18 protein-coding genes are annotated in these 15048 nt (G+C 45.8%); all 18 read left to right on the forward strand.

Features of this window, described 5'->3' with window-relative positions:
• Positions 1 to 27 precede the first annotated feature (27 nt).
• The 18 genes from JNUCC31_RS27215 (at position 28) to proS (ending at position 15004) form a co-directional block, all read left to right on the forward strand.
• The gene (locus tag JNUCC31_RS27215) at positions 28 to 489 is read left to right on the forward strand and encodes a chemotaxis protein CheW (protein ID WP_192266321.1); all 462 of its coding nucleotides are present in this window, start codon (positions 28 to 30) and stop codon (positions 487 to 489) included.
• A gap of 37 nt (positions 490 to 526) precedes the next feature.
• Positions 527 to 1120 carry a chemotaxis protein CheC gene (locus JNUCC31_RS27220; protein ID WP_157284312.1) on the forward strand — a complete coding sequence of 198 codons (594 nt, stop codon included), beginning with the start codon at positions 527 to 529 and terminating at the stop codon, positions 1118 to 1120.
• Complete coding sequence (locus tag JNUCC31_RS27225) at positions 1113 to 1610, forward strand: chemotaxis protein CheD (protein ID WP_192266323.1); 498 nt, start codon at positions 1113 to 1115, stop codon at positions 1608 to 1610. Before JNUCC31_RS27220 ends, JNUCC31_RS27225 begins: the two co-directional genes overlap by 8 nt.
• A gap of 4 nt (positions 1611 to 1614) precedes the next feature.
• Positions 1615 to 2058 carry a hypothetical protein gene (locus tag JNUCC31_RS27230; RefSeq protein ID WP_192266325.1) on the forward strand — a complete coding sequence of 148 codons (444 nt, stop codon included), beginning with the start codon at positions 1615 to 1617 and terminating at the stop codon, positions 2056 to 2058.
• A 15-nt stretch (positions 2059 to 2073) separates the two neighbouring features.
• On the forward strand, positions 2074 to 2862 hold the full coding sequence (locus JNUCC31_RS27235) for a FliA/WhiG family RNA polymerase sigma factor (RefSeq protein WP_192266328.1): 789 nt from the start codon (positions 2074 to 2076) through the stop codon (positions 2860 to 2862).
• Positions 2863 to 2929: 67 nt separating this feature from the next.
• Positions 2930 to 4336 (forward strand): flagellar assembly protein A, encoded by a 1407-nt coding sequence (locus JNUCC31_RS27240; RefSeq protein WP_192266330.1) that lies wholly within the window; start codon positions 2930 to 2932, stop codon positions 4334 to 4336.
• Between the two features lie 52 nt (positions 4337 to 4388).
• Entirely contained in the window at positions 4389 to 4703 is a 315-nt protein-coding gene (locus tag JNUCC31_RS27245; protein WP_192266332.1) for a hypothetical protein, read from the forward strand.
• Between the two features lie 64 nt (positions 4704 to 4767).
• Positions 4768 to 5340 carry a hypothetical protein gene (locus JNUCC31_RS27250; protein WP_192266334.1) on the forward strand — a complete coding sequence of 191 codons (573 nt, stop codon included), beginning with the start codon at positions 4768 to 4770 and terminating at the stop codon, positions 5338 to 5340.
• A 3-nt stretch (positions 5341 to 5343) separates the two neighbouring features.
• Positions 5344 to 5973: an endolytic transglycosylase MltG gene (locus JNUCC31_RS27255; protein ID WP_192266336.1), complete on the forward strand. Its 630-nt coding sequence runs from the start codon at positions 5344 to 5346 to the stop codon at positions 5971 to 5973.
• Positions 5974 to 6248: 275 nt separating this feature from the next.
• Complete coding sequence (gene rpsB, locus JNUCC31_RS27260) at positions 6249 to 6947, forward strand: 30S ribosomal protein S2 (protein ID WP_047842496.1); 699 nt, start codon at positions 6249 to 6251, stop codon at positions 6945 to 6947.
• A gap of 118 nt (positions 6948 to 7065) precedes the next feature.
• Positions 7066 to 7716 carry a translation elongation factor Ts gene (gene tsf, locus JNUCC31_RS27265; RefSeq protein ID WP_062326078.1) on the forward strand — a complete coding sequence of 217 codons (651 nt, stop codon included), beginning with the start codon at positions 7066 to 7068 and terminating at the stop codon, positions 7714 to 7716.
• A gap of 229 nt (positions 7717 to 7945) precedes the next feature.
• The gene (pyrH, locus tag JNUCC31_RS27270; protein WP_024630245.1) at positions 7946 to 8674 is read left to right on the forward strand and encodes a UMP kinase; all 729 of its coding nucleotides are present in this window, start codon (positions 7946 to 7948) and stop codon (positions 8672 to 8674) included.
• Positions 8674 to 9228, forward strand: a complete 555-nt coding sequence (frr, locus tag JNUCC31_RS27275; RefSeq protein ID WP_192266339.1) for a ribosome recycling factor — start codon at positions 8674 to 8676, stop codon at positions 9226 to 9228. Before pyrH ends, frr begins: the two co-directional genes overlap by 1 nt.
• A gap of 88 nt (positions 9229 to 9316) precedes the next feature.
• On the forward strand, positions 9317 to 10084 hold the full coding sequence (gene uppS, locus JNUCC31_RS27280; RefSeq protein WP_192266341.1) for an undecaprenyl pyrophosphate synthase: 768 nt from the start codon (positions 9317 to 9319) through the stop codon (positions 10082 to 10084).
• A gap of 16 nt (positions 10085 to 10100) precedes the next feature.
• Complete coding sequence (locus tag JNUCC31_RS27285; RefSeq protein WP_192266343.1) at positions 10101 to 10895, forward strand: phosphatidate cytidylyltransferase; 795 nt, start codon at positions 10101 to 10103, stop codon at positions 10893 to 10895.
• 67 nt (positions 10896 to 10962) lie between these two features.
• Entirely contained in the window at positions 10963 to 12102 is a 1140-nt protein-coding gene (locus JNUCC31_RS27290) for a 1-deoxy-D-xylulose-5-phosphate reductoisomerase (RefSeq protein ID WP_192266346.1), read from the forward strand.
• A 113-nt stretch (positions 12103 to 12215) separates the two neighbouring features.
• Positions 12216 to 13487, forward strand: coding sequence for an RIP metalloprotease RseP (rseP, locus tag JNUCC31_RS27295; protein WP_192266348.1), 1272 nt, complete (start codon positions 12216 to 12218; stop codon positions 13485 to 13487).
• Between the two features lie 62 nt (positions 13488 to 13549).
• The gene (gene proS, locus JNUCC31_RS27300; RefSeq protein WP_192266351.1) at positions 13550 to 15004 is read left to right on the forward strand and encodes a proline--tRNA ligase; all 1455 of its coding nucleotides are present in this window, start codon (positions 13550 to 13552) and stop codon (positions 15002 to 15004) included.
• Positions 15005 to 15048: the final 44 nt, after the last annotated feature.

Genomic DNA, 15048 nt, shown 5'->3' on the forward strand with positions numbered 1-15048 from the left:
CTTACATTTAATAGGGAGGTTTTTTACATGGAAGAAGAGTTGAAAGTCATTGTCTTTAAATTAGGTTCCGAAGAGTATGGTATTGAGGTAGACAAGGTTCAGACCATTGAACGCATGATGCCCATTACCCGTGTTCCCAAAACCCTTTCCTTTGTAAAAGGAGTTATTAATTTACGTGGTGTAGTTATACCTGTAATTGATTTGCGTGGTCGCTTCTCTTTGCCAGAATCAGAATACACGGATCAAACTCGTATCGTCATTGTAGGTGTAGATGATATGCAAGTTGGCTTTATCGTTGACTCTGCCAATGATGTCATTGACATCAAGCGTGATGCTATTGATACCCCCCCTGAAGTGGTGGGTGGAGTTAAAGCAAGATACCTGCGTGGGGTTGCCAAGCTGGAGGATTCACGCTTGTTGATTATGCTGAACTTGCACGAAGTATTAAATAAAAGCGAGATTGTTCAGCTGGAAAGCATTGAGGGCTAACACCGTGGAACTGTTCAACCGATTTGAGGGATTCCAAATGGATGTGCTCAAAGAGGTCGGTAACATTGGGGCAGGCAACGCTGCAACGGCGTTGTCTCAGCTTCTCAATAGACCGATTGATATGGGTGTACCAACAGTACAAATGCTCCCTTTTGAAGAAGTGGCTGAAACAGTCGGTGGAGATGAACGCATCGTTGTTACTGTATTTCTTCGTGTAGAAGGCGAAGCACCAGGTAATCTGTTCTTTATGATGACACCTGAGGCTGCCAGAATGCTGCTGAACCGTCTTGCTGGTTTTGATCTGAAGGAAGGCCTCACCTTCACTGATATGGAACAATCGGCTTTATCTGAAATCGGAAATATTTTGGCGGGATCGTACCTTTCTTCCTTGGCTGATTTCACGAAGTTATCCATGTATCCGACCGTTCCTGGACTTGCGATCGATATGGCAGGTGCTATTCTCAGTTATGGTTTGCTGCAGTTTGGGGAAATGGGCGACGATGCATTATTGATTGACACTTCTTTCTTTGAAGGCGAAGATCAGGTAGAGGGTCAATTTTTCCTGATTCCGGATCCGCCGTCATTTGCAAAGATATTTGAATCTTTAGGGGTGCCACTAAATCATGATTGAGGACAAAAGCGTCGTTAAAGTCGGTATGGCGGATTTGAACATTGCTCATCTTCCCGGCGTAATCCGTACGACTGGCTTAGGCTCTTGTGTAGGATTAACCATGTATGATCCGCACTTAAAGCTTGCCGGAATGGCGCATGTGATGCTCCCCACTTCAGAGATTGCCCGGGAAGGGAATTTGAACAAAGCCAAATATGCAGATACAGCATTGCCGGAATTGTTACAAAGAATGATACAGCTGGGTGCATCTCGTTCACGTATTGTGTCTAAAATGGCTGGAGGTTCTCAGATGTTTGCCTTCTCCGGGGCAGGGGACACGATGCGGATCGGACCAAGGAATGCGGACTCTTGTCGGGAATGGTTAGGAAAGCTGGGAATTCCTCTTCTTGCCGAAGATACGGGTGGGAATTATGGAAGAACCATTGAAATGGACTGTGAAACTGGACTTTTGACTATTCGAAGTGTCCAAATGGGTGTAAAGGAACTATAAGACGATGATAGGAAACTACCGCATTAATCTTGGAGCAGGCATAGTCGGATTTATTCTGACTTTTTTTGTAGCATACAGCAGCAATGTGTTGACGACCAGTTTAATTCGCGGGTTAATCGGCTTTGTAGCCTGGTTTGTCCTTGCTTATGGTTTACGCTGGGGACTGGGATTGCTGCTGAACCCTTCATCAGAGGGGAATGGATATGGTTATGATTCACCGGGCGCTCAAGAACTAAGAGGTTCACAGGTGGACATCAAACTCGAAGACGATGGACAAGAGCTGAACGACTTGCTCAAGAGTGGACAGAACGCCTCCTCTGGGGATACGCTTCCACCATCTGAGACGAAAGCTCCAACGGGATTCGCCCCTTTGGATCCGCCTAAACTTGTCCGGACCAAAGATCCGGAGGAGTTGGCGCAGGCCGTTCGTCACCTGACAGACAAATAAGGAGGGTGAAAGCAATTGAACGAGCGTAAAGCTTCACATTTGAACCACGCCGATTTGTGGGAAAAGTGGAAAGAACATGGAGATCTGGAAGCCAAGAAAAGTTTGATCGAAAAGTATTTGCATATTGTAAATTATGTATCCGGGCGTTTAGCTGTTGGTCTGCCCAAAAATGTTCCCAAAGATGATCTTGAGAGCAACGGAGTTATGGGCTTGATTGATGCTCTGGAGAAATTTGATTATGAACGCGGTTTGCAATTTGAAACGTATGCATCCTGGCGGGTACGTGGGGCAATTCTTGATGGCTTGCGTCAGGGAGACTGGGTGCCTCGTTCCGTACGGGAGAAAGCAAAACGGATTGAAGATGCGTACCAGCAGTTGGAGCAGACCTATTTACGTTCCGTTAGTGACGAAGAAATGAGTCAGTATCTGGACGTATCCACAAAAGATTTTCAACATATGCTTCAGGAAGTAGCTGTCATGTCACTTTGTTCCCTGGAAGACCCGATCCGCGAAGAAGAGTCTGAAACCCGACTCTCATTAATGATCGATGAGAAAGCCAAAAATCCGGATCATAAAGTGAATGAATTTTATTTGAAGGAAGCTTTAGTGCAGGGACTTGATAAATTGACAGTCAAAGAGCGAACAGTAGTTTCTCTTTTATATTATGAGGATCTGTCTCTAAGTGAAATCGCCGAGGTTATGTCCCTATCTCCGTCACGTATTTCTCAATTGCACTCGAAGGCAATCTTGCGGTTACGTGGAACGCTGGATAAACAGAAAGACTTACTTATGCGTAAAGATTAATAGATGAATAGAGAGCTTTAATATACGGATTTTGGGGAGTGGAAAGTCTAAAGGAGGAAGAAATGCATTGACACAACAAACTGTTTTGGAACAGTGTTTGAGCATTGTTTTATCAGATGATAAAAGTACGGCCTACCTTGAATTTTCCAAACAGGAAGAAGATTTTACCTGCACACTGGATGAGCTCGAACAATATATGGGGAGCCAGGGGATTAAGTATGGTATGTTGCGCGATGCAATGCTCGCTTTTGTAAGTCATCCAGAAGCATATGTAAAGGCTCAGTACAAAATTGCCGAAGGGATTAAACCAGTGCAGGGAACGGATGGATTTATCAAGGTACTGGTAGGGATGAATGACAATGAACGGCGGCCTTTGGAAGCTGAAGATGGAAAAGTCGACTACAAAGAAGTAACCCGCTTAAACAATGTTCGATCAGGCCAGATTATTGCGGAACGGATTCCTCCAGTAGATGGTACGGTAGGCAGGGCTGTCACAGGAGAAGAGATTCCATTTCGGCCTGGGAAAGAAGCCCGCTTCAAGGTTGGGAAAAATGTTGTAGTTGACCCTGAAGGATCTGCAATGTATGCCGCTCTGGATGGATTGGTGACCAAGACAGATGGCAACAAATTGAATGTCTTTCCCGTATATGAAATCAATGGCGATGTCGATTATAACATTGGCAACATTGATTTTGTGGGTACGGTTGTCATACGTGGTAATGTACTTACCGGATTTAAGATAAAAGCAGCGGGCGATATCCGTGTAGTCGGCGGTGTCGAGGGAGCGGAGCTGGAAGCAGGTGGCTCTGTCGAAATTTCCGGCGGCATTATTGGCTATAACAAAGGGTTAGTACAAGCTGGACATAACGTGAAGTGTACCTTTATACAAGAAGGCAATGTCGATGCCTCTGAAAATGTTATCGTCTCCCAAAGCATTATGCATTCCACTATTCGTGCAGGAAATGCAGTGATTTGTGAAGGTACAAAAGGACTTATCGTCGGCGGGTCGATTCAGGCTGGCGAAAACGTCTCAGCACGCGTTGTCGGCAACAGCATGTCTACTGTGACTTCCATTGAAGTAGGAGTATTGCCAAAACTCCGTAATGAGCTGACCGACTTGCGCAAGGAAGTCAGGGAGCAAATGGATGCCTTGGATAAAACGAAGAAAGCATTGACATTGCTGGATCAGCTAGCTGCAGCAGGGCAATTGAGTCCGGACAAAATGTCCATGCGCATCAAGCTGAGTGCTACACAAAAATCTGCGCTTCGTCTTAGTGAGGAGACGAAAACACGTATCTTTGAAATCGAGAAGGTACTTGAAGATACAAGCAGGGCTCGTGTTGATATTCATAAGATGATTTATGGTGGCTCTAAAATAGTTATCGGCAGATACACCAAATTTATTAAAGATCCGGTAAGTCGAATATCTTTTTATTATCATGATGGGGATATAACGATGGTCCCGTTCATTTAAGTACAGCATTCAAGCACATGAAGAAATCCATCCGATACCGTGAGGTGAGCGTATGAGTTTCAAAGCGGTTGAGTTGCAGATTGCCGTACCTAGAACAAGTGAGGCAGGGCGTTATCAGAGTGAAACCCAGCAGAGACCGGTTACGGACCAGAGCTTGCTTGCAGAACAAACAGCCAAAGAAGCAAATGAGGCAAGGCAGCGAAGCGAGGCGCTGGATGAAACAGCACACACTAATGTACGCGATGGTCAATCCAAAAACAAAGAGCAGCAGAACGGCTCCAATGAGGCTGAATCTGCTTTAGTGCAGGAGACTATCAAACCTGCCGAACATCCATACAAAGGAAAACATATTGATCTGTCGTTGTAATGGATGAATTGTGACTGACATGAAATCTTGAGCACGACGGCTGCATTAAAGGAGAGAACCCAATTTGTCACCATGGATCATTATTGTCATATTAGGAGCCTGCGCAATCGCATATGCACTTATCATGCCCAAGAAAGACAAGGTGCAGGGGCCTGGGCAACACCTGGTGCAAGAGATGGAGTCCACGCTTGAGCATTATATGGCTGAGATAGAAAACGACAATGATGCGCTAATCCAGCGTGTTGCTGAAATGAAGGGCGAAGCCGCTGCAGCAGATCAGCGAATGCAAACTCAGCTTCAGGAATTACAGCAGAGATTGGCTGAACTGGAAAACAGAAAAATGATAGAAGCGGAAATGCATGCCAATGCCGCTTCGATTCACAATTCAAGCGGGTTGCAAGCCCAAGCGCTTGTAGATAGTGTAAGATTTGAGTCCGCACCAGAGGTTGCAGAAGCAAATTTGCAGGTTGTTGAGCCAGAGTCTCCCCCTGTACGTGACTCTATTAAGGAACGTTATGCAGATCTGTTTAATTTATACGCCGAAGGTAAATCTGTGGATTCCATTGCCAAGCAGACAGGCATACAACGTGGGGAAGTGCAGCTGATCTTACAGCTGGCAGAACGGGAGGAGAGCTAACAGATGGACAAACGCTCTCTATGGATTGGACTTGGAAGTGGCATGATTGTTGGAGCAGTGCTGCTACAGCTTGCAACGGTGGGGCAGAATGCGTTGTCTGAGAGCAATCTCGATCCGGAGGAAGTCACAGCCAATCTGACGAAGGAACAGCTTGAAATGGCTGCGAAGAGTATGGATATGAAGTTGGTAGGTACAGAAGATGAGCTGTATACCGAAACAGAGTGGGTAGAGAAGAAAAAGCAGGAAAGCAGCGAACTGCAGGGAAAAACGGCAACAACACCCGAGGCGGCAAAGTCGGCTGAGAAACCAGAGCAACCGGAGAAGCCGCAGCAACCAGCCGCTAACGAAGATGACGCACAGAGCAAAGTTAGTCAGCCAAAGACAACGGAACCGTCGACACCAAGCAGTCCTCAATTGGAAAAAGTGTCCTTCAAAGTCCGTCCAGGCAATAGTCTAGCCATAGTGGCAGGGAATTTGGAGAAAGCCGGTATTGTTGATAACGCTGAGGCTTTTATAAAGGCAGGCAGGGCAGAGCGAATTAACACTAAAATACAAGTAGGCACATATGCGTTGGAAAAGGGTGAAAGCTTCCAATCGATTATCGCCAAGATTACAAAAGAACCGTCAAGCTGAGTACGCTCAGGCAGGACGGTTTTTTATATCGTTCGTGACAAGCCTTGCGGGTCTTCAAGGAACATGAATGTAGTCCTTACAGTTAACTTTCAGGTGCATGGTATTTTAGTTTGAAAGATTGTTGCATCAGGCATTCACTTATGCTATATTAGATAACGGTGTTAAAACACACGCATGTGCTAATTTTGTTGAGGGTGCTTTCCTGATGGAGAGTCTTGGCGAAAAATGATGCCGGCGGAGGACACAATAAAAACCATATTAGGAGGTGTGTGAAGATGGCAGTAATCTCCATGAAGCAGCTTCTTGAAGCTGGGGTACACTTCGGTCACCAAACTCGTCGTTGGAACCCAAAAATGGATCGTTATATCTTCACTGAAAGAAACGGAATTTATATCATTGACTTGCAAAAGACAGTGAAAAAAGTCGAAGAGGCTTACAACTTCGTTAAAGGAATCGCAGGAGAGAATGGTACAATTCTTTTCGTGGGTACGAAAAAACAAGCTCAAGATTCCGTTAAAGAAGAAGCTGAACGCGCTGGTCAATTCTACATTAACCAACGTTGGCTCGGCGGTACCCTGACTAACTTCCAAACAATTCAAAAACGTATCGATCGTTTGAAACAATTGGAAGCTTGGGAAGAAGACGGTACATTCGCTGTATTGCCTAAAAAAGAAGTAATCTTGCTTCGCAAAGAGAAAGATCGTCTGGAGAAATTCCTCGGCGGTATTAAAAATATGAAAGGCCTGCCAAGCGCCCTCTTCATTATCGATCCACGCAAAGAGCGTATCGCTGTTGCTGAAGCTCGCAAATTGGGTATCCCAATTGTAGGTATCGTTGATACCAACTGCGATCCGGACGAGATCGATTATGTTATCCCGGGTAATGACGACGCGATCCGCGCTGTTAAATTGCTGACAGGTAAAATGGCTGACGCTGTAATCGAAGCTAACCAAGGCGAAGAAACTTCCGCTTAATAGATTCGAACATAACGAATGAAATTAAATGAAAAGGGTGGTTGGTAGGTGGATAACCTCTCACTGCCCTTTTTTTAGAGTGTACGTACAATTACTTATTTTTTGGAGGGAATTAATAATGGCAGTTAATGCGAGTGCAGTAAAAGAACTCCGTGAAAAAACGGGCGCAGGTATGCTCGATTGCAAAAAAGCATTGGAAGAAGCAAACGGTGACATCACGAAAGCAGCTGAACTGCTGCGTGAAAAAGGTCTGTCAGCAGCAGCTAGCAAAGCTGGCCGTGCAGCAACTGAAGGCGTTGTAGAATCTTACATCCACGCAGGTGGACGTATCGGTGTATTGGTAGAAGTGAACTGCGAAACTGACTTCGTAGGTAAAACAGACCAATTCAAAGATTTCGTTAAGGACATTGCTATGCAAATCGCAGCAGCGAGCCCGAAATTTGTTACTCGTGAAGAAGTTCCTACAGAAGAGCTGGAAAAAGAGAAAGAAATCTTGAAAGCTCAAGCTTTGAACGAAGGCAAACCAGAAAAAATCGTTGAGAAAATGGTTGAAGGTCGTATCGGTAAATATTACGAAGAATTCTGCCTGTTGGAGCAAACCTTTGTTAAAGATCCTGACAAAACAATCTCCCAACTGTTGAACGAAAAAATCAGCCAAATTGGTGAAAATATCTCCATCCGTCGTTTCGTTCGTTATGAACTGGGTGAAGGTCTTGAGAAAAAAGTAGACAACTTCGTAGAAGAAGTTATGTCCCAAGTAAACAAATAAGACGGTTTTCAAACCGGCAAGCAGGAATGATTTTCGAAGATATAAGAATGATGAAACTTCGAAGCGCTACTCCCTTATATCCCAGGAAAACATTGCCTTACCGGATGAACGTTTTTCCTAAAAGAGCGGAACACAGCTGTGTTCCTTTCTTTTTAAGCAGGAGGCCATGCGCGAGAAGTTTTGTTGGTTGAACGCCGAAGGTGTTCAATTCAAAGTGGAGGGTGAACAATTGGAACAGCCAGTATTTAAACGTGTTGTCTTGAAAGTCAGCGGAGAGTCTCTTTCCGGTCAAAACGGCTACGGTATTGATGCAGAGACGATCTCGTCGATTGCCCAGCAGGTAAAAGAAGTGGTTGAACTTGGTGTACAGGTTGCTATCGTATGTGGCGGGGGAAACATTTGGCGCGGAATTGCTGGTAGCGAAAACGGCATTGATAGAGCAACTGCGGATTATATGGGCATGCTGGCGACGGTAATGAACTCGCTCGCACTGCAAGATGCACTGGAACAGATCGAAGTGCCTACACGCGTACAGACATCAATTGCCATGCAACAAATTGCAGAGCCTTATATTCGTCGTAGAGCTATTCGTCATCTGGAGAAAGGCCGGGTCGTTATTTTTGCAGCAGGTACAGGTAACCCGTTCTTCTCCACCGATACAACAGCAGCACTGCGCGCAGCAGAGATCGAAGCAGAAGTCATTTTGATGGCCAAAAATAAAGTCGATGGTGTATACTCAGCAGATCCGTTTAAAGACAGCACCGCTGTCAAGTTTGATCAGTTGACTTACATGGATATACTTAACAAAGATCTTGGTGTAATGGACTCAACGGCGTCCTCGCTTTGTAAGGACAACAACATTCCGTTGATCGTATTTGCCATTACAGAACAAGGTAACATCAAACGTGTTGTTCTTGGTGAACGCATCGGGACAATCGTTAAAGGGAGTGTAGATTAATGCCACAAGCGGTTAAAAAACATGCCGAAGAACGTATGGATAAAGCGATTCAAGCGTTACGACGTGATCTTGCCACTTTGCGTGCAGGTCGTGCAACTCCGGCTCTTCTCGACCGGATTCAAGTGGAGTATTACGGTGCAATGACTCCGCTCAACCAATTGGCTAATATCAGTACACCGGATTCCCGGACATTGATGATCCAGCCGTGGGATAAATCCTCCATGGGGGACATTGAGCGTGCAATTATGAAATCCGATCTTGGCCTAACGCCAGCGAACGACGGAACTATGATTCGTCTGTCCATTCCAGCACTTACGGAAGAACGCAGACAAGAACTTGTGAAGTTGACGAAAAAGTTCGGTGAAGAAGGTAAAGTAGCGATTCGTAATATTCGCCGTGATGCGAATGATGATATCAAAAAAATGGAGAAGTCAGACATTTCCGAGGATGAGTCCCGGAGACATCAGGATGATATCCAAAAATCGACCGACAAGTATATTGCTGAAGTCGACAAGGTACTCGCTGCCAAAGAAAAAGAAATTATGGAAGTGTAAGACAAGCGCAGCCCCTCCAATACGGTGGGGTTTTGTCTCTTTTTCAAGCTTCAGGTGAAGAAACTTCAGGGATTTTGGAGGAACAGGAATGATCAAACGGGTTCGGTCGTGGTGGAATGGGGCTGACAAGCAGGAAACGCTGACTATATCCGAGGATAATATCCCGCAGCACGTCGCCATCATCATGGACGGCAATGGACGATGGGCCAAACGTTTGGGCCTCCCACGAATAGCTGGTCACCAGAATGGGATGAAGGCGGTCAAACGTGCGACCATCGCGGCGGATGAACTGGGCATCAAATATCTGACGATGTACGCTTTTTCAACAGAAAACTGGACACGTCCAAAAGAAGAAGTGGATTTTCTGATGCGACTTCCGCAAGAATTTCTGGCGATAGAGCTGGATGAACTTATAGAAAAAAATGTACGTATTCGCATGATGGGGCAAGAAGAGCATTTGCCTTCTCATACCATTAATGCCTTGCGTGAAGCAATCCGTCTAACGGAACATAACACAGGGCTTGTTTTGAATTTTGCAATGAATTATGGAAGTCGCCATGAAATGACAGACTGTGTCAAACAGATCGCTCTGCAGGTAAAGTCGGGGAACTTATCGGCAGAGGACATTACACCTGAGCTCATTGACAGACATATGTTGACTGCCAATATGCCTGATCCGGATTTGCTGATTCGGACGAGTGGAGAGTTAAGGCTGAGTAATTTCATGCTTTGGCAGCTTGCATACAGCGAATTATGGTTTACGGATATATACTGGCCCGAATTTGGCAAAAAGCATCTGCTTGAAGCAGTAGCCGAATATCAGCGCAGAACAAGGCGTTACGGCGGTTTGAAATAGATGGAGGATGAAGCCGTTGAAACAGCGATTAACGACAGGAATCATAGCAGGTGTGTTGTTTTTGGGTTTTTGCATGCTGGGCGGACCCTGGTACCACGGCCTGGTATTGCTTATGGCTCTCATCGGTTATTATGAATTTGTAAAAATGACTGGGGTACAGCCTTTTTCGGGTGTAGCCCTGATCGGATATGCTGGCATTTTTGCGATTGTGTTTCCTTGGGAAATGGTATGGGAAGCAAGGCCTTTAACGATGTTCCAGATCGGCTGGCTTGTGATGCTTTTATTGATGACGGCCTCTGTAGTCACTAAAAATAAAATTCCTGTAAATACAGTAGCTATGCTGTTTCTGGGAGTATTGTATATAGGCATTGGTTTTTATTACATTGCAGAATCCAGACATTTGCATCACGGATTGTTCTGGACATTTCTTCTACTGGGCTCCATATGGGCAAGCGATGCGGGTGCCTACTTTGTAGGGAAACTCATCGGGAAAAACAAGTTGTGGCCCTCAATCAGTCCGAACAAAACAGTGGAGGGTGCAATAGGTGGCATTGTCATTGCGATTGTGACTTCTGTTGTTTTTGCATGGGTGTCAGACGGCTTGTTAACTTGGCAAAGGGCAATATGGATTGGTCTAGCATGCGCCGTGGTGGGACAGATGGGAGATCTGATTCAATCTGCTTACAAGCGTGTGTACAACATCAAGGATTCCGGTACCCTGCTCCCGGGGCATGGTGGCATTCTGGATCGGTGCGACAGCTGGATCGTTGTTTTTCCATTCGTACATATACTAATGCTTCTGCCCTATTAAAGATAATTGCAAGCCAATGTCGAGTGATTTGTCACAGGCATTCGGATAAATAAAGATGAGGTGCAGCATGAAAAAAATTTCGATTCTCGGGTCAACCGGTTCCATTGGAACCCAGACACTGGATGTAGTCGATATGCATCCTGAACGCTTCCAAGTAGAAGGATTGGCTGCTGGTGGCAATATAGATCTGCTGATTGAGCAAGCGAAGCTCTACAAGCCCAAAAAGGTGTCCGTTGGCTCGAAAGAGCTGGCAGAGACGGTAGCTCCGCACTTGCCTGCTGGAACGCAACTTTTTTATGGCAAAGAAGGACTAGTGGAAGTTGCTGCTGGAACGGATGCAGATACAGTTGTTACTGCTGTAATGGGGAGTATCGGGCTTGAATCGACCTTGGCTGCAATCGATGCGGGCAAACAGATCGGGTTGGCTAACAAGGAGACGCTGATTACAGCGGGACATATTGTTACTGCGAGAGCCAATGCAAAGGGAGTTCCCATTTTACCGGTAGATAGTGAGCACTCGGCTATTTTTCAATGTTTAAATGGAGAACCGCGTGAACGCTTGATGGGCATTACACTTACAGCCTCTGGTGGATCATTTCGTGATCTGACTCGCGAGCAGTTAAAGGAAGTTACGGTGGAAGACGCACTCAAACATCCCAACTGGTCCATGGGCTCCAAAATCACGATTGATTCAGCAACGATGGTGAACAAAGGTCTCGAAGTCATTGAAGCGCACTGGCTGTTCGGTCTTTCTTATGATCAGATTAATGTACTGCTTCATCCGGAAAGTATTATTCATTCCTACGTGGAGTTCAAGGATACGAGTATTATTGCGCAGCTTGGCAATCCGGACATGCGTGTTCCCATCCAGTATGCATTGACCTATCCAGACCGCTTGCCATCTCCTGCACAGCGTCTGTCTTTGGCACAAGCGGGCAAATTACACTTCGGTGAAATGGATATGGAGCGGTTCCCTTGTTTAAGAATGGCATACGAGTGTGGTAAAATGGGTGGGACCGCGACAACAGCTTTTAATGCAGCCAACGAGGTTGCCGTAGCCCGTTTCTTGCGTAAAGAGATTTCATTCCTTAAAATAGAGGATATTATTGCTTCTGTGCTGGAAGCACACCGCAATGTAGACGAGCCTGATTTGGCTGAAATTGCAAGATGTGATCAGGAGAGTCGTCAACTTGCGTCTCGTCTGTAATCTCTTTTTTCGAAACAAAATGGAAGAAGTGATTCTCTTGTGCGGCATCAGAGAATAATGATAATCTAAAGGGACAGACTGCGGTTCGTGCCGTGAAGGAGGATGGATAGGGATTGGAAACCATACAAGTGGTATTTCTAACGGTGCTCATGTTCTTTGTCATCGTGACGGTTCATGAATGGGGGCATTATTATTTTGCCAAGCGCGCCGGTATTCTTGTACGGGAATTTGCGATCGGTTTTGGTCCCAAATTATTCTCATATAAAAGAAACGAGACCCAGTTCACACTGCGCTTGCTGCCATTTGGCGGATATGCACGTATGGCAGGGGAAGATCCGGAACTGGTAGAGATTCAGGAAGGTCAGACTATTGCCGTAAGATCGGCTGATGACCAAGTGAAATTGATCTACCTTGATCAGTTGGATAACCGTAAAAATGTTATTCGTGGTGAAGTGATCTCCATCGATATGGAGAATGCATTAAAACTGCAACTTGATGTGGATGGCGAAGTTCAGCAATATCGGATACACCCGCAAGCCATGCTGGTAAGTCGTGGCAAGCAAACCCAGATCGCACCGAAAGATCGCCAATTTGGCAGTAAAACGGTGGGTCAACGGGCAATGGCCATTTTTGCTGGACCACTCATGAATTTTATTTTGGCATTTGTATTGTTTGCGGTCTATGCCCAAATGGCTGGAGTTCCGGTTGAAAATCCGAAAAATCTGGAAATTGGTGAAGTGCTCGAAGGTGGAGCTGCCTACCAGGCGAACCTGCAAAAGGGAGATATCATTGAAACCATTAATGGTACTGCTATTGGTACAGATTCGCAAAAAATGGTGACGATGATTGCTGATTCCAAAGACAAGCCAATGGAATGGACATTGCGTCGGGGGAATGAAACGTTTAATATAACGATCACCCCTCGTGCCGTAGAAGGTCAAGAGGGTGGTAAGGTCGGAATTGTACCCACATTGCCAACCCGATCTGTTGGATTTGTGGAAACCTTTAAGGTTTCGGGAATTGCGATGGTCGATACCACCAAAGTGATCTTTGAAGGCTTTAAACATCTGATTAATCAGTTCAACATGGATGACATAGGTGGCCCGGTTCGTACATTTGAGGTCACAGGCCAAATCGCGAAGCAGGGGATTGAACAGTTGACAAGATGGGCAGCAATCTTGAGCCTGTATCTTGGTATTTTCAACCTGTTACCGATTCCGGCGCTGGATGGTAGCCGTCTTGTATTCCTTGGTATTGAAGGATTGCGGGGCAGACCGGTTGATCCGAACCGGGAAGGCATGGTCCATTTTGTTGGATTCGCCATGCTGTTTGTACTGATGCTGGCTGTAACATACAATGATATACTACGTTTGATTAACGGATAATTATGGTTTGACTACGCTCTGATCGTTCAGAGATAGTCGTTATGGGAGGACGCTGGAGTCTTATGTCAAAGGAAAATGATAAACAGTTCGTGACTGAAATTACACCTCAGGGTGAAGATTTCTCACGCTGGTACATTGATGTTATTAAAAAAGCTGATCTCATGGACTATTCACCCGTGCGCGGATGTATTGTTTTCAAACCAGACGGCTTCGAAATTTGGGAGCATATCAAAGATGAGATGGACCGCCGTTTCCGAGAAACAGGTCATCGTAATGCCTACTTCCCAATGTTCATTCCCGAGAGCTTTTTCCAAAAAGAAAAAGAGCATGTGGAAGGATTCAATCCTGAACTGCCTTGGGTAACAGAAGCGGGCGGTGAGAAGCTGGAAGAGCGTCTGGCGATTCGTCCAACTTCGGAAACCATCATTGGTCACATGTACTCCAAGTGGATTCAGTCCTATCGTGACTTGCCGGTGCTTATCAACCAGTGGGCTAACGTGGTACGCTGGGAGAAGAGAACCTTGCCATTCCTTCGTACGAGTGAGTTCCTGTGGCAAGAGGGGCATACGGCGCATGAGACAGAGGAAGAAGCACGTGAAGAGACGATGAAAATGCTGGAAATCTACCGCGAAGTGGTGGAAGAATATCTGGCGATTCCCGTCATTACAGGTCAGAAAACAAAATCAGAGAAATTTGCGGGTGCTGTAGATACTTTCTCCATCGAAGCGATGATGAAGGACGGACGTGCAGTTCAGGCCGGAACTTCTCATTATATGGGTACGAATTTTGCAAAAGCATTTGAGATCCAGTATCTTAGTCGCAACAACGTGTTGGAACTGGCTCACACCACTTCATGGGGAACAAGCACGCGTCTAATCGGTGCGTTAATCATGGTTCACGGAGATGACCGTGGTCTTGTGCTTCCTCCTAAAGTTGCACCAACACAAGTGGTTATGATTCCGATTGGCCCGCCAAAAACACGTGATGCTGTTGTAGGTCGTGCGGATGAATTGTTCGGTGAACTGAAACAAGCAGGAATTCGTGTGAAAATGGATGATCGCAGTGATGTTCGCCCAGGCTGGAAATTCAACGAATACGAGATGCGAGGTGTTCCGATCCGTCTCGAAATCGGTCCGCGTGATATGGAAAACGGTGTATGTGTACTCGTTTCCCGGATCACAGGAGAGAAGAAAGTCGTAGAACAAGCCAATCTGGTGGAAGAAATCCAGGCGATGCTTACTCAAGTTCAGGCGGATATGCTGCAACGGGCTCGCACCTTTATGTCGGACAACTTCTACTCGGTGGATACACTGGATGAGATGAAAGAACTGATGGAAAATAAACGCGGGTTCACACTGGCTGGCTGGTGCGGTTCAGAAACTTGCGAAGATAAAGTAAGAGAAGTAACAGGTGCAACAAGCCGGAACATTCCGTTCCAGCCTGCGGAAGAAAAGCATACGTGCCTGGCTTGTGGTGAACAAGCGAAACACACGGTAGTGTTTGCAAGAGCGTACTAAGTCAGGAAGACTTGACTAACAGCACTTATTCACCGTAAGACGTA

This window comes from Paenibacillus sp. JNUCC-31 (assembly GCF_014844075.1).
Classification (GTDB): Bacteria; Bacillota; Bacilli; order Paenibacillales; family Paenibacillaceae; genus Paenibacillus.

Excerpts from the sequence above, each read along its gene's own strand:
- JNUCC31_RS27215 (WP_192266321.1), top strand. The coding sequence starts at position 28 with ATGGAAGAAGAGTTGAAAGTCATTGTCTTTAAATTAGGTTCCGAAGAG.
- JNUCC31_RS27220 (WP_157284312.1), top strand. The coding sequence starts at position 527 with ATGGATGTGCTCAAAGAGGTCGGTAACATTGGGGCAGGCAACGCTGCA.
- JNUCC31_RS27225 (WP_192266323.1), top strand. The coding sequence starts at position 1,113 with ATGATTGAGGACAAAAGCGTCGTTAAAGTCGGTATGGCGGATTTGAAC.
- JNUCC31_RS27230 (WP_192266325.1), top strand. The coding sequence starts at position 1,615 with ATGATAGGAAACTACCGCATTAATCTTGGAGCAGGCATAGTCGGATTT.
- JNUCC31_RS27245 (WP_192266332.1), top strand. The coding sequence starts at position 4,389 with ATGAGTTTCAAAGCGGTTGAGTTGCAGATTGCCGTACCTAGAACAAGT.
- JNUCC31_RS27255 (WP_192266336.1), top strand. The coding sequence starts at position 5,344 with ATGGACAAACGCTCTCTATGGATTGGACTTGGAAGTGGCATGATTGTT.
- rpsB (WP_047842496.1), top strand. The coding sequence starts at position 6,249 with ATGGCAGTAATCTCCATGAAGCAGCTTCTTGAAGCTGGGGTACACTTC.
- tsf (WP_062326078.1), top strand. The coding sequence starts at position 7,066 with ATGGCAGTTAATGCGAGTGCAGTAAAAGAACTCCGTGAAAAAACGGGC.
- frr (WP_192266339.1), top strand. The coding sequence starts at position 8,674 with ATGCCACAAGCGGTTAAAAAACATGCCGAAGAACGTATGGATAAAGCG.
- uppS (WP_192266341.1), top strand. The coding sequence starts at position 9,317 with ATGATCAAACGGGTTCGGTCGTGGTGGAATGGGGCTGACAAGCAGGAA.
- JNUCC31_RS27290 (WP_192266346.1), top strand. The coding sequence starts at position 10,963 with ATGAAAAAAATTTCGATTCTCGGGTCAACCGGTTCCATTGGAACCCAG.
- proS (WP_192266351.1), top strand. The coding sequence starts at position 13,550 with ATGTCAAAGGAAAATGATAAACAGTTCGTGACTGAAATTACACCTCAG.